The organism is Oceanibacterium hippocampi (assembly GCF_900172325.1).
Lineage (GTDB): Bacteria > Pseudomonadota > Alphaproteobacteria > Sneathiellales > Sneathiellaceae > Oceanibacterium > Oceanibacterium hippocampi.
The window spans coordinates 412,127-435,181 of record NZ_FWFR01000001.1 but is presented as its reverse complement, the minus strand read 5'-3'; the positions used below and the strand labels follow the sequence as shown (position 1 = coordinate 435,181).

The following is a 23,055-nucleotide window of genomic DNA, read 5'->3' as shown; positions in this document are numbered from 1 at the left end:
CGGCGACGGAAAAAGCTTGTCATGGCACGTCCGAGGTTAGGTGACCGGCGATTGACGATTCGTTAAGGAGGGCGGCTCGGGACGATGCCCGTTCATGCGAGGTGATTGAGCCAGTAATAGGGCCAGAGCAGGGCGTTCGCCGAATAGCCGGGCAGGCGAAGCGCGCAGGCTGCCATGTCGAAGTCGCAGCGGGCGACAAAACGATCCGTGATGCCCTGGACCAGGAAGGTGCAGAGCGCGATCGTCGCGTAAAGGACAAACAGCCGTTTCATGGCCGACACGGTCCTCCTCGCCTGCAGGGTCGCGCGAATTCGTTAAGATATCGTCAATTGCTAAATTGCATGGCGAACGCGCGCGACCGCTGCCGCCCGGTCACGGAGTTGCCCGAAAGCGGATCGTGAAAGATCGATACGCCGGCGATTGCCATGGGCCCGGCCATGCGTTAAACAGGGCGCGATTCAGCACCCGTAGCTCAGCTGGATAGAGCGCTGCCCTCCGAAGGCAGAGGTCGCACGTTCGAATCGTGCCGGGTGCGCCATTCTTTTCAATGGCTTAGCGAACTGACCGGCTCGCTCACTTTCCACCCAGCAATCAAATAGCAATCGCGCGGATGTGAAATCGGTGCCGGGTCGCCGCAGCGTCAGAGCGGGTGGCCACCCATGCGGCGCTGACACCAGTTCATCATCCCGGTCATGCCCCACTCTTCAGCGGCAAGCGCCATAGACATCAGCCGCCTGTATGTGCGTCGGTGCATTCCCTTCGGCCGTAGCGGAAAGGGCGCCGCCAGCGAGGGGTCGCCGCCAAGTTGCATTCGGATCTTCTGCGCCCGGCTAATGGCGCGGTCATAGGCGTTTTCGCGCTGGCTCTGGTAGGCGAGGCCCCATGCCTGCCGAGCGGCGAAGAGGTCGCCGCCGGGCGGCAGCATCAGCGTCGAGACCCGCCGCCCCGATACCGGGCAGATGAACCACCAGCGCCGTCCCCCGAAACCCGGCCGCGTCCATTCAAGCGGGATCGACTGGAACCGCGACTCGCCGTTGACGGCGTAACGCAGTTCAAGCCGTTTCGCCTCGCCATCGAGCATGTACGCCCGGTATGCGACGCTGGCCGTCTCCTCGCCACTCGGGACGCGGCGCCAGACCAGCGTGCCCTGCCATGCCAGCCCCGGCCGCAGCAGGCGGTCGCGCCGCAGCGTGTCGATCCGGAGGACCAGCGATTGCTCGACGGTCGACCGGCCGATCTGCATCCGGTTTCCTGATCCCAGGCCGCCCACTATCTCACCCTGTCCAGCATTCTGCCGAAATCAACTGCGAAACCGGGGGTAATACCCGCCCCCTCTGGTAGATAAAGGTGTCCCGCGTCGGTACCCATCACCGACGCTTCATGCCGGCTGACGAGTACCAAAGCGGGACATAGTTCAGTTACTCGGTACGCTGACGGGGCCGTCGCCGCCCCTCACCGTCCCGCAGGGGTACCGACTACGGGATTTCGCCTTTTCGTCGGGCGGTCGCCAGTAACGCCAGTCGTTCGTCGCTTGATGCCCTTGGTGCGCGCGGTCTGTGACCGTCCACGTTGTCGCCATGCGGCCGTACCATTGACCTTGCTTCGTCTTCTGGATGAAGCCTTTCTGTTCGAGTTCCGCGTAGGCCCGGCCGACGGTCGATTTCGACAGGCTGAGCAGCCGTGCCGCGTCCTCGAAGCTCAAGGAGAGGTCGCCATTGTTCTTGCCGTTATACCGCGTGCGAAGCTCGACCCAGACCTTCAGCGCCGGGCCTGACAAACTCCGCCAGGCGATGCTCTTCGCCATGCGGTACGGGACGGCAAAGAATTGCTCGCCGGCAGTCCGGCCCGTTGCATCGACACGGCCGCCTCTTCTTCGACGGCCCATCAGGCGTCTCCGTCGATCCCGTCGACGGACAGGATCGCGACCCGGCTTTCAAGGACGTGCCGCCCGTGCCAGCCGCCGGGGTGCGGTTCCCTGTCGGTGCGGATGACGAGGCCGTGATTGCGTTTCAGGTCGTGGCAGTAGGCCGCGAACCGATAGGCCCAACCAGCGACATCGGCCGCCGTCGCGCCTTTGCGGCCGCTCTCGACCAGCGCCAGGAGCGCCTTGGCCGTCTGGCCGCGCACCGCGATTTCCCGGCTGCCGGCGTGGTCGGTGACGGCAGCCGTGACGGTGAGACGGCCACTCATCGGGAGCCTCCGATGCCGGCGAGTTCGGCGATGAGTCGCGCCCGATGCGGATTGACCCGATATCGGCGGCCAATAGACCGTTCGGCCGGCGATGCAGGGAAAGCGTCCCGAAGATCGGCCCAGAGGAATAAGGGCAGGTTGGCAATGTTTCGCGGATAGTCTACTTTCATGTTTCTGATTCCTTGCGAGGGGACATCGGAAAAGACAGCCCCGGCCGAGCCTGCAAGCAAGCCGGGGTTGTCGCTTTTCTGAAGGGTGCATTGCGGTCGCTCAGGCCGCCTCCGATGTCGAGTTCCGACGTCGGCTATGCAGCCAGGCATCGAGATCGGCGACATCATAGACGACGCGGCGGCCCAGCTTGATGTAGGGCGCGCCCTCGCCGGTGAGGCGGTACTTCTCGAAGGTAGATTTGGTCGAGCTACAATAATCGGCCGCCAAGTGGGTAGGTAAATAGCGTTTCGACAACTGCGGTTACTCCATCCGTTCTGGGGTTGCGTTATGCAACCCCTTCACCCGCAATTGTATGATTAGGAGACTTCCGGAACCATAACTAAATGACATTCGAAAAGTCTGAAAACCGAGAGTTTTGCTAGTCGACCCGGTAACTCGCCGATTTTTTTTTGTGCCCAAACGGCACCCCGGCCAGCGAAAGGGCGATCTCTCCGGCAATCCGATTGGCGGCGGCCCGCGCCGGGTCCGCTCCGATATGCGCGTATCGCGCCGTCGTTTTCGGGTCGCGGTGGCCCAGCAGCTTGCCGACCAGCGGCAGGCTCATCCCTGCCGCGGCGCCGACGCTGGCGAAGGAATGGCGGAGATCGTGAAGGCGAACGTCATTCAGCCCGGCGCTGTCGCGAACCCTGCGCCAGACCTTCGGCAGGCCGACCAGATGGTGACCGTCTTTTCCGCCCGGCAAGACATACTCATTGCCCGCGATACGCGGCAGCGCGGCCAGCAGTTCCAGCGCCGGGGCACCGAGCGGAACTTTTTTCGGGCCGGTCTTGCTATCCGCAAGGCGGAGTTGTCCGGCCTCGAAATCGACATCGGTCCATCGCGCGGTGAGGATCTCAGACTTGCGGCAGCCGGTCAGCACCAGCAGGCGGATCGCGGCGATGGCGTAGGGGTTCGCGTCTTCAGACTCGGCGGTCTTGAGTGCATCGCCGAGCCGCGCAAGTTCCTCGGTCGACAGGGAACGATCCGACTCGCCGTCGCGCGACCTTTTCACAGCCCGGACGGGGTTGTCCGGCCGCATGCCTTTCTCGACGGCATAGGTGAAGATGCCTCCGAGCAGGCCGACCGTCCGCCGAGCTGTGCCTTCGCCGCCCGTCACCCGCGCAAGTCCGCGTGGTCCGGTCTTGATGGTCGCGGCGGTCTTGCCCTTGGCGACATCCGTCATGAAGCGATTCACGTCGCCGGTCGTTACGTCCTTCACGCGCTTTCGGCCGAGCAAGGGAATGATGTGGCGCTCGATCCGGCCCCGGTCAGTGGCGAGGGTGCTGGCCTTCTTCTTTTCGCATCCGTCGGACGAAAGGTAGAGGTCGCAGAGTTCGGCCACCGTCTCGGCGGTTTTCTCTGCCTGCTTCTCTGTGCCGGGGTCGCGCCCGTCGCCGACTCGACCGAGGAGGCGAACCGCTTCCGCACGCGCCTGCTCAGGCGTCCACGGGCTTCCATAGGTGCCGATGGTATAGCGCCGAACCCGGCCATGCTGGCGATACTGGAGAACGAACACGCGGCGCCCTGCTGGCGTCACCTTCACGCCGAAGCCCCGAACGTCTGAGTCCCACAGAAACTGATCCCGCTCGCCCGGCTTGGCTCCGTCGACGCTCCGCTTCGTGATCCTAGCCTGCATCTCACCCTCCGATTGCCAGCAATCATATAGCAATCGCCAGCAATCAAACAAGGCGCAACATGCAGAATGTCTAACGGATTAAACCGTTGTGTTGTATGGGTTAAGAGCCGTACCGGAAAGTCGCTATTCCATAGACCTTCGCCCTCCGAAGGCAGAGGTCGCACGTTCGAATCGTGCCGGGTGCGCCATTTCCCGATGGCCTGGCGAGCTGACCGGCTCGCATCACCGAAATCCCGATTTACGACATTCGACATTCCGTGGGCCGGGCGTTGACGCGCGGTTCCTGCAACTGTGCATATATTGTCTTGTTCTCAAGTGCTATCCTGCGGTGCGCGGCCGCCGAACTGGTCGTGACGGCGTGACAGTACCGGTGTCACCGTCCGGACCGTTCATGACAGGACGACTTCCTTAACGAATTCGGGCTAGTCTCGGTCGATGTTCAGGGGTCACGAGGTGTCGTCGCGCGACATGACGAAAAGTCCCACTCGATCGCCGGTGGCATGCCGGCCTGGCGACGTAGCAGGCGAAGACGCCGCACTGCTGGCGGGTCTGAGCCGCGAACTCTGCCTGGTCGTCGACGGCCGGGGCGAGATCGTCGGCTCGCCGTTCGGCGCTGCCCCGGCGCCAGGCCTGGTCGGCCGCGCCTTCAGCGACCTCGTGCATCGCGAGGACGCCGCGTTCGTCGCCGATATCGTGAAGGCGCTGCGCGCCGGCATGGCGCCGAGCGTGTGGCAGAGCATCCTGTCGTTCGATGGCGTGACCTGGCATTGCTTCGAATGCCGGGCGACGCCGCGCTTCGATTCCCGGGGCGCCCGGGACGGATTCTGCATCGTCCTTCGCGATCTCTCGGACGAGCGCCGCAGCGAGCACGAGTTCGAACGGATCGTCGAGGAATCTGTGCATGCGACGGTCGTCCACCGGAACGGCCAGCCGCTCTATGCCAACCGGGCGACCGCGGCCCTGCTCGGGATGGCCGACCGGCAGGCGGTGATGCAAATGGACTCCGTCCTGGACTTCATCCATCCCGACGACCGCGCCATGATCGACGAGCGTTACAAGGCGCGAATGGCCGGCCTGCGGGCGCCGGTTCAGTATGAGATGCGGCTGATCCGCGCCGACGGCGTGGTTATCTGGGTCGATTGCCGGGCGGCGGTCATCAACTGGCGCGGCAACGATGCGCTGCTGGTCAATCTGTTCGATATCACAACCCGCAAGGCGGCCGAGGAGGAACGGCGGAATTCCGAGCAGCTCCTCGCGAAGGTCTTCGACAGCAGTCCGGAGATCATCACGCTGACCCGGCGATCGGACGGCCGTTTCATCTCGATCAACCGGACCTTCCTCGAGACCCTTCGCTATCGCCGCGAGGAGGTCATCGGGCATACCTCGCAGGAACTCGGCATCTGGGTCGATCAGGGCGAAAGGGACGCGATCCTCGCCGATATCCTCGCCAAGGGCCGGGTGGTCGATCGCGAAGCGACGATCCGGCGCGCCGACGACAGCCGTCTGGAAATCGCCTACAGCGTCGAAACGCTCGACTTCGGCGGCGAGGACCTGCTGCTCATCGTTGCCCGCGACATCACCGAACGGAAACTCTACGAACGCCAGCTCCGGGAGAGCAAGGCAGCGGCGGAACTGGCTAATCGGGCAAAGGGCGAGTTCCTGGCCAACATGAGCCATGAGCTGCGAACCCCGCTCAATGCCATCATCGGCTTTTCGGAGGTCCTGCGCGACCAGCTCTTCGGCCCGATCGGAGAGCCGCGCTACCTGGAGTACGCCGGCGACATCTATACGAGCGGCAAGCATCTGCTCGACATCATCAACGACATCCTCGACCTCTCGAAGCTCGAGGCCGGCAAGTTCCAGCTGCACGAGGCGGTGCAGCCGCTGAGCGAGACCGTCGATGCCTGCGTCCGCCTGATCCGAGAGCGCGCACGCGAGGCGGACCTGTCGATCTGCCTCGATCTGCCCGGCGATGCGCCGCTGCTGCGCGCCGACCATCGGCACCTCAAGCAGGTTCTGCTCAACCTGCTCTCGAATGCGGTGAAATTCACGCCGGCCGGCGGCGTGGTCGCGATCACCGTCGCACCGTGCGACGATGGCGGCTGGTCGGTCGCGGTCAGCGACAACGGGATCGGCATGTCGGCGGGCGATATCGATGTCGCGCTCACGCCCTTCGGGCAGGTCGACAGCTCGATGTCACGGCGTCACCAGGGTTCCGGTCTCGGGCTGCCGCTTGCCCGCACCCTGATGGAGCGTCATGGCGGCAGCCTGACCATCGAAAGCGAGATCCATGTGGGGACCACGATCCGGATGACCGTTCCCGCCAGCCGGGTCGTCGCGCGCCGGAAATAAGGCGCGCTCGGACCGCCCGCATGCCGCTTGCCGGCACCCGCGACCCTGGACCCGGTCGCCGGTCTTGTAATCTGCTTGTCAATATGCTTGCTAGCACCCGATAATTCGACAAGACACTGATTCGGTGACGGAATGCCGCGGCTACTGGTGATGGACGACGAGCCGGATTTCGGCGATTTCGTGAGGCGGGTCGCGGAGAGTCTCGATTTCTCGGTCCTGGTGATCAGCGATCCGCGGAAGTTCGAGGAAACCTATCTCGAGTTCGAGCCGGACATGATCGTCCTCGATATCGTCATGCCGGAGCGGGACGGCATCGAGATCATCGACTGGCTCATCAAGCGGCGCAACCAGGCCCGGGTTCTGATCGTCACCGGATACAATCCCGCCTATGCGCGCTCCGCGGAACTGCTCGGAAAATCGCGCGGCATCTTCGAGGTCTCCACGCTCAGCAAGCCGATGCATGTCGCCGACCTGAAGAGCGCGCTGAAGAGCGCCGAGGCCTGACCGGCCTATTCCTCTTCGTCGAAAGCGAACGGCAGGGTCAGGATCCTGTGGACTTGCGCCGCGCGGCCAGCCAGCGGAAGGCGGTCCCTGTCCGTCGCGTCGCCTTCCCCGGCTGCCCAGGCGAGCGCCTGCCCGAGTTCGGAAAGCGTGGTGCCAAGCGCCATGATCTCTGCTTTCTGGACTGCTTCGATCCCGCCGGCCAGCTCTTCGATATCCCGTCGCGTCGCCGTCCTGTCCGATGTCATGGCTTTCTCGCCGGGCAACGTCGCCCGGTTTTCCCCGGCCATCTACCGGTGCACATTCTGATGGACCGATTCATCGACCGGCTCGCCCTCGATCCAGCCCCGTCCGGCGGCATAGCCGAGCAGGACGATGGCGGCGAAGGCAAGCGTCAACAGCATGTTCAGGATCTTACGGCGCATGGCGTCCCGGGACTCCGGCTGGTGCAGGTGCAGGCCAGTGTAGCGCCGAAGCATTCCGGATTCAGCAAGTCCCGGTTGCGAGCCGGCTTTTCGCCCGGCCGGGATCGGGCGCCTTGCCCCGGACCCACGGCGCTGGCATCGTGCGCGGCATGACGGATTCCCGCGTAACCCCGAACGACGCCGGCGACCGGCCGGAAGACCACCGGGCGTTCGGACGGGTGGCCGACTGGTTGATCGCCGAAGGCCGCTACCTCGACGGCACCGAGGCGTTGCTCGAGGCCTTCTGCCGCCGCCTGCTCGACAGCGGCCTGCCGCTCGTCCGGGCGTCCTACGTGGTGCAGACGCTCCATCCGCAGGATACCGTCGCGCTCTATTTCTGGCGCCCGGAGGAGCCAGGCCTGCGCGAGATCCGGCGGCCGCATGGCGCGCAGCGCAATCCGGTCTACATGAACAGCCCTATCCGCCTGATCTTCGAAGGTCACGGCGAGGTGCGCCGGAGTCTCGAAGGCGATGCGCCGCTGCTGGATTTCCCGATCCTGACCGATCTCCTGGAAGAGGGGATCACCGACTACATCGTGCTGCCCGTGCCGTTCGGCGACGGCAAGACGAACGCGTTCACCTTCGCCACGCGACGGCCCGGCGGCTTCGACGACAGCGAACTGGACGAGATCCGCGATGCAGTGGCGACGCTTGTCCCGCTCCTTGAGCTGCAGTGGCTGAAAACGCTGTCCCGGGTGCTTCTCGATACCTATCTGGGGCACGAGACCGGCCGCCAGGTGCTCTCCGGCGAGATTGTCCGCGGCTCGGGCCGGTCGATCCACGCCGCCATCTGGTATTGCGACATGCGGGACTTCACCGGGCTTTCCGAGCGCCAGCCGGCGGACCGCGTGATTGCCGCCCTGAACGACTATTTCGAGGTCATGGCGGGCGCCGTCGCCGAGGCCGGCGGTGAAGTCCTGAAATTCATTGGCGACGCGATGCTGGCGATCTTTCCGCCACGGGATGGCGAGACCGAGGCGGAGACTTGCGCCCGGGTGCTTGCCGCCGCCGTCGAGGCGACGGGCGACATGGCGGCGCTCAACCGGCGCCGTGGCGATATCGGCCAGCCGGCCATCGGCCACGGGCTCGCGCTCCACATCGGCGATGTCCACTACGGCAACATCGGCGCGCCCGCGCGGCTCGATTTCACCGTGATCGGCGCGGCCGTCAATCTGGTCAGCCGGATCGAGGGGCTCTCCCTGGCGCTCGGTCGCCCGCTGCTGGTCTCAGCCGATTTCGCCGCCTGCTCCGGCGGCCGCTACGAGGCACTTGGCGAATTCTCCCTGAAGGGTATCGCCAGGCCGCAGGCGGTCTTCGCGCCGGTCGGGGAGAAAGTCGAGTGAGCGAGGTCCGCCTACGCACGGAGATCTGGGTGAAGGCGCAGATCCGGCGCTGGTTCGCGGCCGGCATGATGGCCGTGGTCGTCCGTCATGGCGACGACCATGCCGGGACGGTGCTGATCAAGCTCAACTTTCAGGGGGCGGGGGTTGCCGTCTTGAGCCAGGCACGCGACCTTGACGGCAACCGAGTCTGGCATCGGGCGACCGGGCCGGAGCCGGTCGCCGAGCCCGAGGCGGATGCCTATATCGACCGGCAGGTCGGTCGCGATCCCGATCTCTGGGTTCTCGAGCTCGACGACGCGGAAGGCCGTCACATGCTGGACGATCCGGTCGAGTAACACCCGTCCGGGCAACCCGGCGATCGCATGGCGGTCAGAGGATGAACTTGCTCAGGTCGGTGTCGCCGACGATGTCGCCGAGGTGCTCGCGCACGTAGGCGGCATCGACGCGGACCTGCTCGCCGCCGCGGTCGGTGGCGGAGAAGCTGATCTCGTCGAGCACGCGCTCGAGCACCGTATGCAGCCGCCGGGCGCCGATATTCTCGACCGTCGCATTGACCTCGGCGGCGATGCGGGCGATCTCGTCGATCGCATCGTCGGTGAAGTCGAGCGTCACGCTCTCGGTCGCGAGCAGTGCCACATACTGCTTGATCAGGCTCGCTTCCGGCTCGCAGAGAATGCGACGGAAGTCGTCCTTGGTGAGCGCGTCGAGTTCGACCCGGATCGGCAGCCGGCCCTGCAACTCGGGCAGCAGGTCGGACGGCTTGGCGAGCTGGAAGGCGCCCGAGGCGATGAAAAGCACGTGGTCGGTCTTGACCGGGCCATGCTTTGTGGCAACCGTCGTGCCCTCGATCAGCGGCAGCAGATCGCGCTGCACGCCTTCGCGGCTGACATCGGCTCCGGTCCGCTCCGAGCGCGCCGTGATCTTGTCGATCTCGTCGAGGAAGACGATCCCGTTGTTCTCGACCGCCTCGATCGCGTCCCGGACGAGCGCCTCCTGGTCCAGCAGCTTGTCGCTCTCCTCGTCGATCAGGACGCTGTAGCTCTCGCCGACCTTGAGCCGCTTCGGCTTCGAGCGGCCGCCCATCGCCTTGCCGAAAATGTCGTTGAGATTGAGCATCCCCATCTGGGCCCCGGGCATGCCGGGAATCTCGAAGGTGGGCAGGCCGCCGCCCTGATCCTGGACGCTGATCTCGATTTCCTTGTCGTCGAGTTCACCCTGGCGCAACCGGGCGCGGAACTTCTGCCGCGTGTCCGGCGAGGCGCGTTCGCCGACCAGCGCGTCCAGCACGCGTTCCTCCGCTGCGAGTTCGGCCCGGGCGCGAACCTCCTTGCGCTTCAGTTCGCGCGTCATGCCGATCGAGATCTCCACGAGATCGCGGATGATCTGCTCGACATCGCGGCCGACATAACCGACCTCGGTGAACTTGGTCGCCTCGATCTTCAGGAACGGGGCCTGGGCGAGACGGGCGAGCCGCCGGGAGATCTCGGTCTTGCCGACGCCCGTCGGGCCGATCATCAGGATGTTCTTCGGCAGTACTTCCTCGCGCAGGTCGTCCGGCAGCTGCTGGCGCCGCCAGCGGTTGCGGAGCGCGATCGCGACCGCCCTCTTGGCGTCCTTCTGGCCGATGATATAGCGGTCCAGCTCGTGGACGATTTCGCGCGGTGTGAATTCGGACATCGGGACTCAGAGGCTTTCAAGGGTGATTTGGTCGTTCGTATAGACGCATATCTCGCCGGCGATCGCCATCGCGCGGCGCGCCACGTCCTCGGCCGACAGGCCGTCGATCGGCATAAGCGCGCGGGCCGCGGCGAGCGCGTAGTTGCCGCCGGAGCCGATCCCGATCAGGCCGTCCGAGGGCTCCAGCACGTCGCCGTTGCCGGTCAGCACGAGGCTGGTCTCGGTGTCGGCGACGGCCATCATCGCTTCCAGCCGGCGCAGGTAACGATCGGTGCGCCAGTCCTTGGCGAGTTCGACGGCCGCACGCATCAGATTCGCGGGATGCTTCTCGAGCTTGGCCTCGAGGCGTTCGAACAGCGTGAAGGCGTCGGCGGTCGCGCCGGCGAAACCGACGATCACCTGACCCTTGCCGATGCGCCTTACCTTGCGCGCGTTCGACTTGATCACCGTCTGGCCGAGACTGACCTGCCCGTCGCCCGCGACGACGACCCGGCCGTCCTTACGAACGCAGAGGATCGTCGTGCCATGCCAGCTTTGCTCACTCAACGGTGGTACCTCGGTCTCGATTGTCGGGAGGAGTGATTCTTATAAAGGGTGCGCGGGCGGCGAAACAACCACCACGCAGATTTAGGCGGCCCGCGCGCCCGATCAAGGGCGCGGTCCCCGTCACAACGGCTGCGCGGGAGCGTCCTATCTGCAGCGGATGGGTATGCGGCGGCGGATGGCGGGAAAGGACGGGACCATGTCCGGAGGACAGGCGGTGAACGGGTTCGGGGCCGGGCCAGGCCGGGAAACGGCCGGGGAAGGACACCAGCGGACCGCGCGCGCCATTCGCGAACTTCTCCTTTACGTCCGGATCGACGCCCGGGCGGCGGACTTCAGAGAGCTTGCGGACCGTATCGATTTCGCGGTTGCCGCCGCCGATGAAGCGGTCCGCAAGGCGGAGGGCGGGGACAAGGGCCGTTCCTGACGGTCACCCCGCCCTCTTTGCCGGCGTGCACTTCTCCGGACTTCCTGCTATATGGGCGCTGCTTGACTGGTACCTGTCCGGAGACGGCCCATGCGCAAGGCGCGCATCGAACGCAAGACCAAGGAAACCGACATCACTGTCGAGATCAATCTCGACGGCAACGGTGTCTATGATGTGGAAACCGGAATCGGGTTCCTCGATCACATGCTGGAGCAGCTTTCGCGGCACAGCCTGATCGACATCACCCTGCGGGCCAAGGGCGATCTCCATATCGACTATCACCACACGACCGAGGACAGCGGCATCGCCATCGGCGAAGCGGTGGCCAAGGCGCTTGGCGATCGAACCGGCATCCGTCGCTACGGCGACGCGCTGATCCCGATGGACGAGACGCTGACGCGGGTCGCCCTCGACATCTCGAACCGCCCCTATCTGATCTGGCGCGTCGACTTCAGCCGCGACAAGCTCGGCCAGATGGACACGGAACTGTTCAAGGAGTGGTTCCAGGCCTTCGCGCAGGCGGCCGGGATCACGCTCCATGTCGAGACCCTCTACGGAACCAACAATCACCATATCATCGAGAGCTGCTACAAGGCACTGGCGCGGGCGCTTCGCGCCGGTCTCGAGATCGACCCGCGCCGCGCCGACGCGGTACCCTCGACCAAGGGCGTGCTCGGCGGCAGCCTCTGAGGCGGCGCCGCACGGACGGATTGAAGATGCGGATCTACACGGCACATTATCGGCCGGGCCGCCCGTTGGACGGCGATGGCCTCGTCCTCGTGCGCGAGGGATTTGCCTGGTGGGCACTCCTCGTGCCGCCGCTCTGGGCGCTCTATCACCGGCTCTGGCTGGTGGCGTTGCTGTTCGTCATCCTGTCGTCGGCGCTCTCGCTCGCTGTGCCACTCCTGCATCTCGACACCAACGGCGCCTCGCTGGCAATGCTCGGACTCAACCTGCTGTTCGCGATGAGCGCCAACGACCTCCGGCGCTGGACGCTCGGCCGTCGCGGCTACCGGGAACTCGGCGTCGTCGGCGGCCGCGATATCGGCGCGGCCGAACAGCGGCTGATCGACCTGTCGACGCCGCTCCGGGTCTGGGCACGGGGGGCGTCATGAGCGTCGTGATCGTCGATTACGGCTCGGGCAACCTGCGCTCGGCGGCGAAGGCGTTCGAACGCGCGGCCCGCGAGCAGGGCCTGACAATGCCGGTTGTGGTCAGCGCGCGGGCCGAGGATGTCGCCGCGGCCGACCGCATCGTGCTGCCGGGTGTCGGTGCCTTCGCCGACTGCCGTGCCGGCCTGATGGCGCTCGACGGAATGGTCGAGGCGCTCGAGGAGGCTGTCCGCGTGCGCGGACGGCCGTTCTTCGGGATCTGCGTCGGCATGCAGCTGATGGCCGGCGAGGGGCGCGAGCATCGCACCGTCGCCGGGCTCGGCTGGATTCCGGGCGCGGTCGTGCCGATCGCACCGAGCGACCCGGACCTGAAGGTGCCGCACATGGGCTGGAACGAGCTTGCCCGGCGTCGCGATCATCCGCTTCTCGACGGGATCGCGGACGGCGATCACGCCTATTTCGTGCACAGCTATCGTTTCGCGCTCGACAATCCCGCCGACGGCATAGCCGAGGTAGAATACGGCGGGCCCGTTGTCGCGATGATCGGCCGCGACAATATGGTAGGAACACAATTCCATCCCGAGAAAAGCCAGACCGTCGGACTCCGGCTGATCGCCAATTTCCTGGCGTGGCAGCCCTGAGTCCGGAGCGATCGGGAAACAAGAGGAAGCGATGGAGCACAGCGCCGTTCAGGCGTCGATCGAACGCCTGACGAAGTTCAGCAAGGCGGATCTCTTCGACATCTGCGAAGCCACCGAACAGGCCATCATCGACGGCAACGGATTCGGCTGGCTGAAACCGCCGCCACGCGAATCGCTGGAGAAATACTGGAAGGGCGTCCTCCTGGTGCCGGTCCGGGAACTCTATGTCGCCCGGCTCGACGGCCGCATCGTCGGTACCGGCCAGCTGGTGAAGCCCTATCCGAACAACGAGGCCGGGGCCCATATCGCCCAGGTGACGACCTTCTTCGTCGCGCCCTATGCGCGCGGCCACGGCCTTGCGCGGGGTCTCCTGCACGAGATCGAGCTGTCCGCCCGGGCGCACGGCTACCGGGTGCTGGATCTCGACGTGCGCGCCAGCCAGCACGCGGCGATCGCGCTCTATGAAGGCCGCGGGTTCCAGCGCTGGGCGACCAAGGCGAAGTATGCACGGGTCAACGGCGAGTATGTCGAAGGCTATTTCTACAGCAAGGATCTGGAAGCGAGCTGACGGCATGGAGCTTTACCCCGCCATCGATCTGAAGGGCGGCCAGTGCGTGCGCCTCTACAAGGGCGAGATGTCACAGGCGACGGTCTTCAACGACAGTCCGGCCGCCCAGGCCGGCGCCTTCGCGGCGGCCGGTTTCCGTCATCTGCACCTGGTCGATCTCGACGGCGCCTTCGCCGGCAAGCCGGTCAACGGCGAGGCGGTCGAGGCGATCCTCGCCGCGACCGATCTGCCGGCCCAGCTTGGCGGCGGGATCCGTGATCTGGCGACCATCGACTACTGGCTCGACAAGGGCCTGGCGCGGGTCATTCTCGGCACGCTGGCGGTGCGCGACCCGGCCCTGGTCCGCGAGGCCTGCGCCCGTTATCCGGGCCGGATCGCGGTCGGCATCGACGCCCGCGCCGGCATGGTCGCGGTCTCGGGCTGGGCGGAGGCGACGGCGATTTCCGCGCTCGATCTGGCGCGGCGCTTCGAGGATGCGGGGGTCGCCGCCATCATCTATACCGACATCGACCGGGACGGCACGCTGGAAGGGCCGAATGTCGAGGCCACGGCGGCGCTCGCCGAAGCCCTCAGCCTGCCGGTCATCGCCTCGGGCGGGGTCTCGGAGATCGCCGACCTGGAGCGGCTGAAGGCCGCCGCCTCGGGGCGGATCGCCGGCGCGATCATCGGCCGCGCGCTCTATGACGGCCGCGTCGACGCCGCCGCGGCTCTGGCCTTGGCGGCCTGACCGGACCATGCTGAAAGCGCGCATCATTCCCTGCCTCGACGTCAAGGACGGCCGTGTCGTCAAGGGCGTCAACTTCGTCAACCTGCGTGATGCCGGGGACCCGGTCGAGCAGGCCCGTGTCTACGACCAGCAGGGCGCGGACGAACTCTGCTTCCTCGACATCACCGCCAGTCACGAGGGCCGCGACACGATCTACGACGTGGTCCGGCGGACGGCGGAGCAGTGCTTCATGCCGCTCACCGTGGGCGGCGGGGTGCGCAAGGTCGACGACGTGCGGCGGCTGTTGCTGGCCGGGGCCGACAAGGTCTCGATCAACACCGCGGCGGTCGAGCGGCCGGAATTCGTCGGCGAGGCGGCGGAGAAGTTCGGCACCCAGTGCATCGTCGTCGCGATCGACGCCAAGCGGAACGAGGTCGGCAATTTCGAGGTCTTCACCCACGGCGGCCGGCGACCGACCGGGCTCGACGCGATCGCCTGGGCGAAACGCATGGTCGCGCTCGGCGCCGGCGAGATCCTGCTCACCTCGATGGACCGGGACGGCACCGGCAAGGGCTTCGATATCGACATGACGCGTGCCATATCGGACGCGATTACGGTACCGGTGATCGCCTCGGGCGGGGTCGGCACGCTCGACCATCTGGTAGAGGGCGTCCGCGACGGTCATGCGTCGGCGGTGCTCGCGGCGACGATCTTCCATTTCGGGCAGCACAGCATCGCCGAGGCCAAGGCGCGGATGGCGGATGCCGGCATTCCGGTCCGCCCGAACGGGGGGACGGTGCAGTGAGCGGCGACGACATGACGGCGGCGGTTCTCGATCGCCTTTACGCGGTGATCGAAAGCCGGAAAGCCGCCGCGGCCGAAACCTCCTATACGGCCAAGCTGTTCGCTCGCGGGGAGGGCAAGATCGCCCAGAAGCTCGGCGAGGAGGCGGTCGAAACGGTCATCGCGGCGCTCCGCGAAGGTCCGGAGGCAACGGTTCGCGAAAGCGCCGATCTCCTCTATCACCTGATGGTTCTCTGGGCGGCACTCGGCATTCGCCCGGAAGATGTCTGGAACGAACTGGAACGGCGCGAAGGGGTCTCCGGGGTTGCCGAGAAGGCCGCGCGAAAGACGGAGGAATAAGGCGCCTCATGGCATACGACGAGAACAACATCTTCGCCCGGATCCTGCGCGGCGAACTGCCCTGCAACAAGGTGTACGAGGACGATCACGCGCTCGCCTTCCACGACATCAATCCGCAGGCGCCGGTGCATGTCCTTGTGGTGCCGAAGGGCGCCTACGTGGATTTTGACGATTTCGCCCACAATGCGAGCGCCGAGGAGCAGCTCGGCTTCACCCGTGCCATCGGCACGGTCGCGCGCCAGCTTGGCGTGGTCGAGCAGGGCTTTCGCCTGGTGACCAACAACGGCGCCTTCGCCGGGCAGATCGTGCCGCATTACCACGTTCACATTTTCGGCGGCCGGAAGATGGCGGAGGGCCGGATGGCCCGCGGCCTGAAGACCGACTGAACGATCGGCGGTTTCCTCAGGTCGGCGACGGCGTCGAGGCCGGTTTGATCAGGATTTTCTTCTTCATCTTCTTCCGTTCGACGATCTCGGGCATCGTCGTCGCGTCCTCGACGACATAGATGGTCAGCGCCTCGTCCCGTCCGCGCACCGTCACCTGCTCGGTTCGCAGACCGGCAGTCGGCAGGCCGGCGGCCTGCGCGACTTCCTCGGAGAAGACCAGCTGGCTGCCATATTCCTTGTTGAGCGTTTCCAGCCGGCTCGCGGTATTGACCGCATCGCCGATCGCCGTCACCGAAACCGCCTTGGCATAGCCCATCTCGCCGATCACTGCCGGGCCGATGTGTATGCCGATACCGATGCGGAACGGTTCGTCCAGATCGTGCGCCAGGGTTTCGTTCATCTCGGTCAGCGCCTTCGCCATCGCCTGCGCGGCGCGCAACGCATCCTGGGCGCCCCGGCGGCTCGTCGTCGTGAGGCCGAACAGGGCCATCACGCCGTCGCCGATGAACTTGTCAAGATGTCCGCCGGATTCCTCGATCGCCTGCCCCATGTAGCGGAAATACTGGTTGACGACGAAAACCACGTCATAGGGCAGCTTGCTTTGCGAGAACTTGGTGAAGGAACGGAGATCGGCGAAGAGAATGGCGATTTCCCGTTCCGTGCCCTGCAGGTACGCCGGCCGCTTGTAACCCTCGCGCGGCTGAACCCGGGCCGGCAGCATCGGCAGCACCGAGATGTTCTTGAGCGGCCGCGTCTGGCAGGCGAGCCGGACCCCTTCCGGCATGCCGACACGTGCCAGCACGAGCTGCTCGGCCTCGCTCGGCGGGTCGAGATCGTCGAGCCCGGCCATGACCCGGACGCGGCAGGTCGAACAGCGCCCGCGTCCGCCGCAGACCGAGGCATGCGGTATGCCGGCGTTCCGGCTCGCTTCCAGGATCGAGGTCCCGGGCGAGACGACCGTACGCTGGCCGTCCGGATAGGTGATGGTGACACGCTGCTGCCGGCCATGCAGCAGCAGCCAGGCGGCCCGGCCGCCGCCGATGACGACCAACGCGACGGCAAGGCCGACATAGATCTTGCCGACCAGGGCATAGGCCCAGGGCGCCGCGCCCTCGGACAGATTGAACGTTGCGAAGGCCGCGTCCCGCCAGGCCTGGTCCTCGAACAGGGCATTGACCTCGCGTGCGCCCGAGACGAAGCCGAGCAGGGCGAGCACAGGCAGCAGCAGCGCTGTGGCATAGAGATAGGGCAGCCAGTCGCCGTAGCCCGGCTTCAGGCGCAGCCAGTAATGCATGCCGAGACAGCCATGCAGCCAGGCGACGATCACCAGGATGGCCTGCTGCAGCCCGTCCCAGGGCGAGAAGCGCCAGATCGACAGCAGGACATAGGCGTAGGTGTCGTTCACGCCGAAGACTTCGTGCAAGCCGCGGGTGCCCACGACATGCAGCGCCGCGAGCGGCAGGATCGCCATGCCGAGGACGATCTGGATCATTTCGCCGGGGGCGATGCGGCGGAAGGAATGGCGGCGAAGCTGGGCAGCGATGGCGAGCCCGCCATGCAGGACCAGCGCCAGGATGAGCACCGTGGTGCCGAGACCGTTCCGCCAGACGGCGAGAAAGACCTCGCGGCCGATTTCCATGCTCTGGTAGGAGATCAGGCCCAGCGAATGGTTGATCAGGTGTCCGGCCAGGAAGACCATCAGCACGAGCCCGCTGACGAGCCTTACGCGGCCGGCACGCATTCTGCGCACCGATGCGTTGAGTTTCTCGATTAGGGCCATCGGTTCTCCGGCCGTGCCTGATCGCAGGTGACGGGCATCAAGCCACAATTCCGGGGTCCCCGCAACCGAGGGGCCCCCGGACCGGCTGCCCGCCTTTCAGTCCCCGAGGCGGTCGGCCACGAGATCGACAAGCGGAACCCGCGGCCGCGCGCCGTAATGGCCGATCACCTCGGCGGCGGCGATGCTGGCGATTCGGCCCGCCGTCGGCAAGTCGCGGCCGGCGGTGAAGCCGTGCAGGAAGCCGGCGGCATAGAGGTCGCCGGCGCCGGTGGTATCGACCAGGGCGGTATCCAGCGGCTCGGGATCGACCACATGGACCTCGTCGCCGGCAACGATGACCGAGCCGTGCTCCGACCGCGTCAGGCAGGCGATCTCGCACTTGTCACGAACCGTCTGCAGTGCCTCGTCGAAGCTCGTCGTTTCGTAGAGCGCGGTGATCTCCGCCTCGTTGGCGAACAGGATGTCGACCCCGTTTGCGACGAAATCGCGGAACTCGTCCCGGTAACGCTCGACACAGAAGGAATCGGACAGCGACAGCGAGACCCGGCGCCCGGCCCCGTGGGCGATCTCGACCGCCTTGCGGAAGGCGGCCTTGGCGCGCGGCGGGTCGAACAGGTAGCCCTCCAGATAGGTCACGGCGGCATTGGCGATCAGCGCCGGATCGACATCCTCCGGCCCGAGATCGACGCAGGCGCCGAGGAAGGTGTTCATGGTCCGGTGCGCGTCCGGCGTGACGAGGATCAGGGAGCGCGCGGTGGCCGGACCCTCGGTCGCCATTTCGGTTTCGAAACGCACACCGACGGCGCGGATGTCATGGGCGAATATCTGGCCGAGCTGGTCCTTCTTGACCTTGCCGATATAGGCTGCCCGGGCGCCGAGGGAGGCCAGCCCGGCAATGGTGTTGCCGGCCGATCCGCCGGATATCTCGACCGCCGGGCCCATCAGGCTGTAGAGCGCGTTGGCGCGCGGCTCGTCGATCAGGATCATGGCGCCCTTGGGGAGGTCGTGCTCCGCCAGGAACGCGTCGTCCACCTGGCCGATCACATCGACGATGGCGTTGCCGATGCCCACGACATCGAGTTCTGCTTTACCCATCGGTTACCCGTCAAACCTCCACTGGCGTACGGCCGCCACCGGCGGCCTCGCGGCGCAGTATAGAAGCGCGTTCCAAGGCGGCAAGAGCGCGTCCGATCCAGCTTCACAAAGTCGCGGCGCTGCGCCAAACTCCGCCCCCATGGACGAGAGAGTGAAATGGACGGCGCGTGAGGCCGTCGCGCGCCTCGGGCGGGGTGAGGTCAGCCCGCTCGAGCTCATCGACGTCGCCGAGCGACGGATCGCGGAAACCGACGCGGCGCTGAACGCGTTGCCGACGCGCTGTTTCGACCGCGCGCGGGACAAGGCGAAGGCGCTGATGAAGACGCCTCCGTCCGAGCGTCCGCCGGGGTTCCTGCATGGCCTGCCGGTGGCGATCAAGGATCTCAACCCGGTCGCCGGCGTCCGCATGACGATGGGCTCGCCGATTTACGCCGATCTGGTGCCGGAACGATCGGACATTCTCGTCGAGCAGCTCGAGGCGAACGGCGCTGTCGTCGTCGCCAAGTCCAACACGCCGGAATTCGGCGCCGGCGCCCAGACCTTCAACGAGGTTTTCGGCACTACCACCAATCCGTGGAACACGGCGCTCACGCCCGGCGGGTCGTCGGGCGGGGCGGCCAGCGCGCTCGCCGCCGGCCAGGTCTGGCTGGCGAGCGGCAGCGACATGGGCGGCAGTCTCCGGATCCCGGCAAGTTTCACCGGCACGGTCGGGCTCAGGCCGTCACCCGGCCGGGTGGCGAGCGGGCCGACGCCGTTCTGTTTCGGCACCCTGGCGGTCGACGGGCCGATGGCGCGGAACGTCGGCGACGTGGCGCTCATGTTCGATGCGATGGTCGGCTGGCATCCCGAGGATCCGATCTCGCTGCCGGCGCCCGAGCGCCCCTTCATCGAGGCGGTCGAGCGGCCGGTCGCACCGAGGCGGGTCGCCTACAGCCCCGATCTGGGCATCAGCCCGATCGACCCGGAGGTCGCCGAAATCTGCGCCGCCGCGGCCCGCCGTTTCGCCGGTCTCGGGATTGCCGTCGAGGAGGCCGGGCCGGACCTGTCGAATGTCGTCGAATGCTTCGACATTCTCCGGGCGGTGAGCTTCGCCGCGTCGAAAGGGCCGTTGCTCGCCGAACATCGCGACAAGATGAAGCCCGAGGTGATCTGGAACATCGAGGCGGGTCTCGCGCTCGGCGCCGCCGACATCGGCCGGGCCGAGGCCCTGCGCGGTGCGATCTATGCCCGAACGGCCGCCTTCTTCCGCGATTACGACCTGCTGCTCTGCCCGACCGTCGCCACCCCGCCCTTCGATCACCGGATCCGGTACCTCGACGAGATCGAAGGCCATCGCTTCGACAATTACGCGGGTTGGCTGATCATGACCTTCGCGCTCACCGTCACCGCCTGTCCCTGCATCTCGGTTCCCTGTGGCATGACCCGGGACGGTCGTCCGGTCGGCCTGCAGATCCTGGCGCCGTTGCGCGGCGAGGCGGCGCTGCTGTCGGCGGCCGCGCTTTTCGAGGCCGAATGCGGGCTCGCGGACGCCCTTCCGATTGATCCGCGCGCCGGGACACCCTAAATCTGGCCGGGTCCGTTCCGATCGGCGGCGACGATGCCGATCGGAACGGCCGGCTCCGACGCGGCCGCATCCGGCGCCGCGGCCGACCGTTCTGAAAGGTGTTCCGCTTGTTCTCCGCCTTCTCCCGCGCCATCGCCCAGATCAGCGATCCCGCCTTCCGGTCGGTGTTGCTGAAATCGCTCGGCCTGACCCTCCTGGTCCTGATCCTGCTTGCTGTCGGCTCGGCCTGGGGGATTGCCGCGCTGCCGGAATTCGAGACCGGCTGGCTCAACTGGATCGTCGAGGCGGTGAGCGCGCTCGGCTTCGTGATCGCGACGATCTTCCTCTTCCCGGCGATCGCGAGCCTGGCGATCTCGCTCTTCCTCGACGACATCGCCGAGGCGGTGGAGCGCAAGCATTATCCGTCCGCGCCGCCCGGCAAGCCGCTCGATTTCGGGCCGGCGCTGATCCTCGGCCTCAAGTTCACCGGACTGGTGATCCTGGCGAATATCCTGGCGTTGCCGCTCTATCTGCTGCCCGGCATCAACATCATCCTGTTCTACGTCCTGAACGGCTATCTGATTGGCCGCGAATACTTCGAGCTTGTCGGCTGGCGGCACATGGCGGCCGAAGATGTGCGTCATTTACGAAAGGCTAACCAAACTTCGGTATTCCTGACCGGGATGGCGATCGCCTTTCTGCTGACGGTGCCGCTGGTCAACCTCCTGGCGCCCATCATTGCCACGGCAACGATGGTGCATCTGTTCATGACGATGCGTGAACGCGCCGGGACGGCGGTCCGACCGCTCTGACACGGAATAGCGGTCGTCTCTGGTGACACAGCAACAACTGGGGACAGCAACCATGTTTGGGCGCAAACGCGAATTCGAGACTGACAAACTGCCGAACGGCGCGACCATCCTGGGCAACCGGGACGGCAATGTCGCAGACCGCTCGGCCAGGCTCCTGAAGGCAAGCGATGACGACATTCCGGCGATGCCGACGGGCCTCATGACGAGCCCGCTCAAGAGCAACGTTCACCCCGACATCCCGGGCTTCAAGAAGCCGCTCGCGCCGGGCGTCGCCGGCAAGGCGGGGAACGAAGGACCGGCCGAGCCGAAGACCCTCGTGGTCGGCCGCGACATCCAGCTGAACGGCGAGATCCATGCCTGCGAACGGCTGGTCGTCGAAGGCCGGATCGAGGCCAACATCAAGGGCGCCCGCCAGCTCGAGATCCGCGACGGTGGCCTGTTCACCGGCTCGGCGGTCGTGGATATGGCGGAGATCGACGGCAAGTTCGAAGGCGATCTCTCGGTCGGCGGCAAGCTCACCATCCGTGCCAAGGGTCGGGTGAGCGGGACGATCCGTTATGGCGAGCTCGAGATCCAGGCCGGTGGCCAGGTCGCCGGCACGATGGAACCGAATACCGAAACCGTTGCCGCCGGCTCGGCGGGGGATTCCGTCGGGAAGGGTGAGGCATCGAGCCTCGCCGCGGCCGAGTAGGGATGGCGACAGGGGCGAGGCGACCGGCCGCGCGCCGCCAGACGGGCGGTCCGATCGCGGCGGTTATCGCGACCTCGCTCCTCGTCGGCTGCCAGTCGCCGGCGCCGGTCGATCGACCGGCGACGAGCGACCCGGCGCCCGAACCGGTCGTCGAGGCGGCGCCGGTCACGGCCGAAACCGACAGGGCGGCGCCGGAAGTGGCGTCCCGCCCCGAGGCACCGGCCCGGCCCGATCCGGAGAAGCCGGCGCCCGTCCATCACGAACCCTATACGCCGGCGGATCTAGTCGCCATGGGACCGGGCGCCGTCGAGGACTGGCTCGGCGCACCGTCGTTCCGCCGCGTCGAAGAGGCCGCCGAGCTGTGGCAATACCGGCTTTCCGGCTGCGTCCTGTTCCTGTTCGTGAACGGGGAAGCGGGGCAGAAGCGCATCGTCCGCGCGGAAACCGCCTCGCCGCGCGAGGGCGCCCCCTCACCCGATTTCGACAGCTGCCTGCAGGCCCTGGCCGATGGCCGGACGCGCCCGGCCGACAGCTAAGCCGGAAGGTCTCCGATCAGACGGTGGTCTTGGCCTTGTAACGGCAGAGGTCGCTGACCACGCAGGCCGGACAATCGGGTTTCCGCGCCTTGCAGACATAGCGCCCGTGCAGGATCAGCCAGTGATGGGCGTGCAGGAGGAACTTCTTCGGAATCCGCTTCTCGAGCTTGCGCTCGACCTCGATCGGGGTTTTTCCCGGCGCCATTCCGGTTCGGTTCGAGACCCGGAACAGGTGGGTATCGACGGCGATCGTCGGGGCGCCGAAAGCAATGTTCATCACGACATTCGCTGTCTTCCGCCCAACGCCCGGCAGTTTCACCAGGGCGTCGCGATCGGTGGGAACCTCGCCGCCATGCTCGGCGATCAGCAGTTCGGAGAGCGCGATGACGTTCTTCGCCTTCGAATTGAACAGCCCGATGGTGCGGATATGCTGCTTCAGTCCGGCCTCGCCGAGCGCCAGCATCTCAGCCGGCGTCGAGACCTCGCGGAAGAGCGCCCCGGTGGCCTTGTTGACGCCGATATCGGTGGCCTGCGCCGAGAGCACGACGGCGACGAGCAGGGTGAACGGGTTGGTATAGTTGAGCTCGCCCTTCGGCGACGGATCTCGCGCCTCCAGTCGGGTGAAGAATTCTTCGATCTCGGCCTTTTTCATGAGCCGGATTTTATAGGCGCGGCCGGTCGGGCGGGCCACGCAAAAAT

General features: G+C 66.3%; 31 protein-coding genes and 1 tRNA gene. 18 read left to right on the top strand and 14 right to left on the bottom strand.

The window, feature by feature from the left end; all coding sequences use genetic code 11:
- Positions 1 to 92 precede the first annotated feature (92 nt).
- Complete coding sequence (locus OCH7691_RS02035) at positions 93 to 272, bottom strand: hypothetical protein (RefSeq protein WP_139839484.1); 180 nt, start codon at positions 270 to 272, stop codon at positions 93 to 95.
- A gap of 189 nt (positions 273 to 461) precedes the next feature.
- Between OCH7691_RS02035 and OCH7691_RS02030 the strand changes: the two genes are divergently transcribed.
- Positions 462 to 538, top strand: a tRNA-Arg gene (locus OCH7691_RS02030).
- A 102-nt stretch (positions 539 to 640) separates the two neighbouring features.
- On the opposite strand, the gene OCH7691_RS02025 is transcribed toward OCH7691_RS02030, so the two are convergent.
- From OCH7691_RS02025 to OCH7691_RS02005, 6 genes are all read right to left on the bottom strand, one after another.
- Positions 641 to 1,243, bottom strand: coding sequence for a hypothetical protein (locus OCH7691_RS02025; protein ID WP_085881749.1), 603 nt, complete (start codon positions 1,241 to 1,243; stop codon positions 641 to 643).
- A gap of 171 nt (positions 1,244 to 1,414) precedes the next feature.
- Positions 1,415 to 1,885: a helix-turn-helix domain-containing protein gene (locus tag OCH7691_RS02020; RefSeq protein WP_085881748.1), complete on the bottom strand. Its 471-nt coding sequence runs from the start codon at positions 1,883 to 1,885 to the stop codon at positions 1,415 to 1,417.
- Positions 1,885 to 2,190, bottom strand: coding sequence for a winged helix domain-containing protein (locus tag OCH7691_RS02015; protein ID WP_085881747.1), 306 nt, complete (start codon positions 2,188 to 2,190; stop codon positions 1,885 to 1,887). Before OCH7691_RS02015 ends, OCH7691_RS02020 begins: the two co-directional genes overlap by 1 nt.
- Positions 2,187 to 2,360: a hypothetical protein gene (locus tag OCH7691_RS23475; RefSeq protein ID WP_217807743.1), complete on the bottom strand. Its 174-nt coding sequence runs from the start codon at positions 2,358 to 2,360 to the stop codon at positions 2,187 to 2,189. The genes OCH7691_RS02015 and OCH7691_RS23475 overlap by 4 nt, the downstream gene beginning before the upstream one ends.
- A gap of 100 nt (positions 2,361 to 2,460) precedes the next feature.
- Positions 2,461 to 2,655, bottom strand: a complete 195-nt coding sequence (locus OCH7691_RS02010) for a helix-turn-helix transcriptional regulator (protein ID WP_085881746.1) — start codon at positions 2,653 to 2,655, stop codon at positions 2,461 to 2,463.
- 124 nt (positions 2,656 to 2,779) lie between these two features.
- Entirely contained in the window at positions 2,780 to 4,036 is a 1,257-nt protein-coding gene (locus OCH7691_RS02005; protein ID WP_085881745.1) for a tyrosine-type recombinase/integrase, read from the bottom strand.
- Positions 4,037 to 4,531: 495 nt separating this feature from the next.
- Here OCH7691_RS02005 and OCH7691_RS02000 point away from each other — a divergent pair, with 495 nt between their 5' ends.
- Together OCH7691_RS02000 and OCH7691_RS01995 are read left to right on the top strand one after the other, a co-directional pair.
- The gene (locus OCH7691_RS02000) at positions 4,532 to 6,388 is read left to right on the top strand and encodes a PAS domain S-box protein (protein ID WP_176244892.1); all 1,857 of its coding nucleotides are present in this window, start codon (positions 4,532 to 4,534) and stop codon (positions 6,386 to 6,388) included.
- 132 nt (positions 6,389 to 6,520) lie between these two features.
- Positions 6,521 to 6,892, top strand: coding sequence for a response regulator (locus OCH7691_RS01995; RefSeq protein ID WP_085881743.1), 372 nt, complete (start codon positions 6,521 to 6,523; stop codon positions 6,890 to 6,892).
- A 5-nt stretch (positions 6,893 to 6,897) separates the two neighbouring features.
- On the opposite strand, the gene OCH7691_RS01990 is transcribed toward OCH7691_RS01995, so the two are convergent.
- Together OCH7691_RS01990 and OCH7691_RS23150 are read right to left on the bottom strand one after the other, a co-directional pair.
- Positions 6,898 to 7,137, bottom strand: a complete 240-nt coding sequence (locus OCH7691_RS01990) for a hypothetical protein (RefSeq protein ID WP_085881742.1) — start codon at positions 7,135 to 7,137, stop codon at positions 6,898 to 6,900.
- A gap of 42 nt (positions 7,138 to 7,179) precedes the next feature.
- Positions 7,180 to 7,368 carry a hypothetical protein gene (locus tag OCH7691_RS23150; protein WP_176244891.1) on the bottom strand — a complete coding sequence of 63 codons (189 nt, stop codon included), beginning with the start codon at positions 7,366 to 7,368 and terminating at the stop codon, positions 7,180 to 7,182.
- A 59-nt stretch (positions 7,369 to 7,427) separates the two neighbouring features.
- Here OCH7691_RS23150 and OCH7691_RS01985 point away from each other — a divergent pair, with 59 nt between their 5' ends.
- The gene (locus tag OCH7691_RS01985; RefSeq protein WP_176244890.1) at positions 7,428 to 8,696 is read left to right on the top strand and encodes an adenylate/guanylate cyclase domain-containing protein; all 1,269 of its coding nucleotides are present in this window, start codon (positions 7,428 to 7,430) and stop codon (positions 8,694 to 8,696) included.
- On the top strand, positions 8,693 to 9,031 hold the full coding sequence (locus OCH7691_RS01980) for a DUF1491 family protein (RefSeq protein ID WP_085881740.1): 339 nt from the start codon (positions 8,693 to 8,695) through the stop codon (positions 9,029 to 9,031). Before OCH7691_RS01985 ends, OCH7691_RS01980 begins: the two co-directional genes overlap by 4 nt.
- A gap of 34 nt (positions 9,032 to 9,065) precedes the next feature.
- On the opposite strand, the gene hslU is transcribed toward OCH7691_RS01980, so the two are convergent.
- Both hslU and hslV read right to left on the bottom strand, forming a co-directional pair.
- Positions 9,066 to 10,373 (bottom strand): ATP-dependent protease ATPase subunit HslU, encoded by a 1,308-nt coding sequence (gene hslU, locus OCH7691_RS01975; protein WP_085881739.1) that lies wholly within the window; start codon positions 10,371 to 10,373, stop codon positions 9,066 to 9,068.
- A 6-nt stretch (positions 10,374 to 10,379) separates the two neighbouring features.
- Positions 10,380 to 10,919, bottom strand: coding sequence for an ATP-dependent protease subunit HslV (hslV, locus tag OCH7691_RS01970; protein ID WP_085881738.1), 540 nt, complete (start codon positions 10,917 to 10,919; stop codon positions 10,380 to 10,382).
- A gap of 196 nt (positions 10,920 to 11,115) precedes the next feature.
- On the opposite strand from hslV, the gene OCH7691_RS01965 reads away from it, so the two are divergent.
- From OCH7691_RS01965 to OCH7691_RS01925, 9 genes are all read left to right on the top strand, one after another.
- A complete protein-coding gene (locus OCH7691_RS01965) occupies positions 11,116 to 11,343 on the top strand; it encodes a hypothetical protein (protein WP_139839483.1) in 228 nt (75 codons plus the stop codon).
- Positions 11,344 to 11,433: 90 nt separating this feature from the next.
- Positions 11,434 to 12,033, top strand: a complete 600-nt coding sequence (hisB, locus tag OCH7691_RS01960) for an imidazoleglycerol-phosphate dehydratase HisB (protein ID WP_085881736.1) — start codon at positions 11,434 to 11,436, stop codon at positions 12,031 to 12,033.
- A 26-nt stretch (positions 12,034 to 12,059) separates the two neighbouring features.
- Positions 12,060 to 12,458, top strand: a complete 399-nt coding sequence (locus OCH7691_RS01955) for a DUF2628 domain-containing protein (protein ID WP_085881735.1) — start codon at positions 12,060 to 12,062, stop codon at positions 12,456 to 12,458.
- Positions 12,455 to 13,096, top strand: coding sequence for an imidazole glycerol phosphate synthase subunit HisH (gene hisH, locus OCH7691_RS01950; protein ID WP_085881734.1), 642 nt, complete (start codon positions 12,455 to 12,457; stop codon positions 13,094 to 13,096). Before OCH7691_RS01955 ends, hisH begins: the two co-directional genes overlap by 4 nt.
- A 31-nt stretch (positions 13,097 to 13,127) precedes the next feature.
- Entirely contained in the window at positions 13,128 to 13,664 is a 537-nt protein-coding gene (locus OCH7691_RS01945) for a GNAT family N-acetyltransferase (RefSeq protein WP_085881733.1), read from the top strand.
- Positions 13,665 to 13,668: 4 nt separating this feature from the next.
- A complete protein-coding gene (gene hisA, locus OCH7691_RS01940) occupies positions 13,669 to 14,391 on the top strand; it encodes a 1-(5-phosphoribosyl)-5-[(5-phosphoribosylamino)methylideneamino]imidazole-4-carboxamide isomerase (RefSeq protein WP_085881732.1) in 723 nt (240 codons plus the stop codon).
- A 7-nt stretch (positions 14,392 to 14,398) separates the two neighbouring features.
- Positions 14,399 to 15,175, top strand: a complete 777-nt coding sequence (hisF, locus tag OCH7691_RS01935; protein WP_085883444.1) for an imidazole glycerol phosphate synthase subunit HisF — start codon at positions 14,399 to 14,401, stop codon at positions 15,173 to 15,175.
- 11 nt (positions 15,176 to 15,186) lie between these two features.
- The gene (locus OCH7691_RS01930) at positions 15,187 to 15,513 is read left to right on the top strand and encodes a phosphoribosyl-ATP diphosphatase (protein ID WP_085883443.1); all 327 of its coding nucleotides are present in this window, start codon (positions 15,187 to 15,189) and stop codon (positions 15,511 to 15,513) included.
- A gap of 8 nt (positions 15,514 to 15,521) precedes the next feature.
- The gene (locus OCH7691_RS01925) at positions 15,522 to 15,899 is read left to right on the top strand and encodes a histidine triad nucleotide-binding protein (RefSeq protein ID WP_085881731.1); all 378 of its coding nucleotides are present in this window, start codon (positions 15,522 to 15,524) and stop codon (positions 15,897 to 15,899) included.
- Positions 15,900 to 15,915: 16 nt separating this feature from the next.
- Here the strand turns inward: OCH7691_RS01925 and OCH7691_RS01920 are convergent, their stop codons facing one another.
- Both OCH7691_RS01920 and OCH7691_RS01915 read right to left on the bottom strand, forming a co-directional pair.
- Positions 15,916 to 17,679 carry an adenylate/guanylate cyclase domain-containing protein gene (locus OCH7691_RS01920; protein ID WP_085881730.1) on the bottom strand — a complete coding sequence of 588 codons (1,764 nt, stop codon included), beginning with the start codon at positions 17,677 to 17,679 and terminating at the stop codon, positions 15,916 to 15,918.
- Positions 17,680 to 17,775: 96 nt separating this feature from the next.
- Positions 17,776 to 18,774 (bottom strand): adenosine kinase, encoded by a 999-nt coding sequence (locus tag OCH7691_RS01915; protein WP_085881729.1) that lies wholly within the window; start codon positions 18,772 to 18,774, stop codon positions 17,776 to 17,778.
- A 139-nt stretch (positions 18,775 to 18,913) separates the two neighbouring features.
- Between OCH7691_RS01915 and OCH7691_RS01910 the strand changes: the two genes are divergently transcribed.
- From OCH7691_RS01910 to OCH7691_RS01895, 4 genes are all read left to right on the top strand, one after another.
- Positions 18,914 to 20,338 carry an amidase gene (locus tag OCH7691_RS01910; protein WP_085881728.1) on the top strand — a complete coding sequence of 475 codons (1,425 nt, stop codon included), beginning with the start codon at positions 18,914 to 18,916 and terminating at the stop codon, positions 20,336 to 20,338.
- 98 nt (positions 20,339 to 20,436) lie between these two features.
- The gene (locus OCH7691_RS01905; protein WP_085881727.1) at positions 20,437 to 21,129 is read left to right on the top strand and encodes a sulfate transporter family protein; all 693 of its coding nucleotides are present in this window, start codon (positions 20,437 to 20,439) and stop codon (positions 21,127 to 21,129) included.
- Between the two features lie 52 nt (positions 21,130 to 21,181).
- On the top strand, positions 21,182 to 21,820 hold the full coding sequence (locus OCH7691_RS01900; RefSeq protein ID WP_085881726.1) for a bactofilin family protein: 639 nt from the start codon (positions 21,182 to 21,184) through the stop codon (positions 21,818 to 21,820).
- A 2-nt stretch (positions 21,821 to 21,822) separates the two neighbouring features.
- Positions 21,823 to 22,356: a YajG family lipoprotein gene (locus OCH7691_RS01895; protein WP_085881725.1), complete on the top strand. Its 534-nt coding sequence runs from the start codon at positions 21,823 to 21,825 to the stop codon at positions 22,354 to 22,356.
- A 16-nt stretch (positions 22,357 to 22,372) separates the two neighbouring features.
- On the opposite strand, the gene nth is transcribed toward OCH7691_RS01895, so the two are convergent.
- The gene (nth, locus tag OCH7691_RS01890) at positions 22,373 to 23,008 is read right to left on the bottom strand and encodes an endonuclease III (protein ID WP_085883441.1); all 636 of its coding nucleotides are present in this window, start codon (positions 23,006 to 23,008) and stop codon (positions 22,373 to 22,375) included.
- Between the last annotated feature and the right edge of the window lie 47 nt (positions 23,009 to 23,055).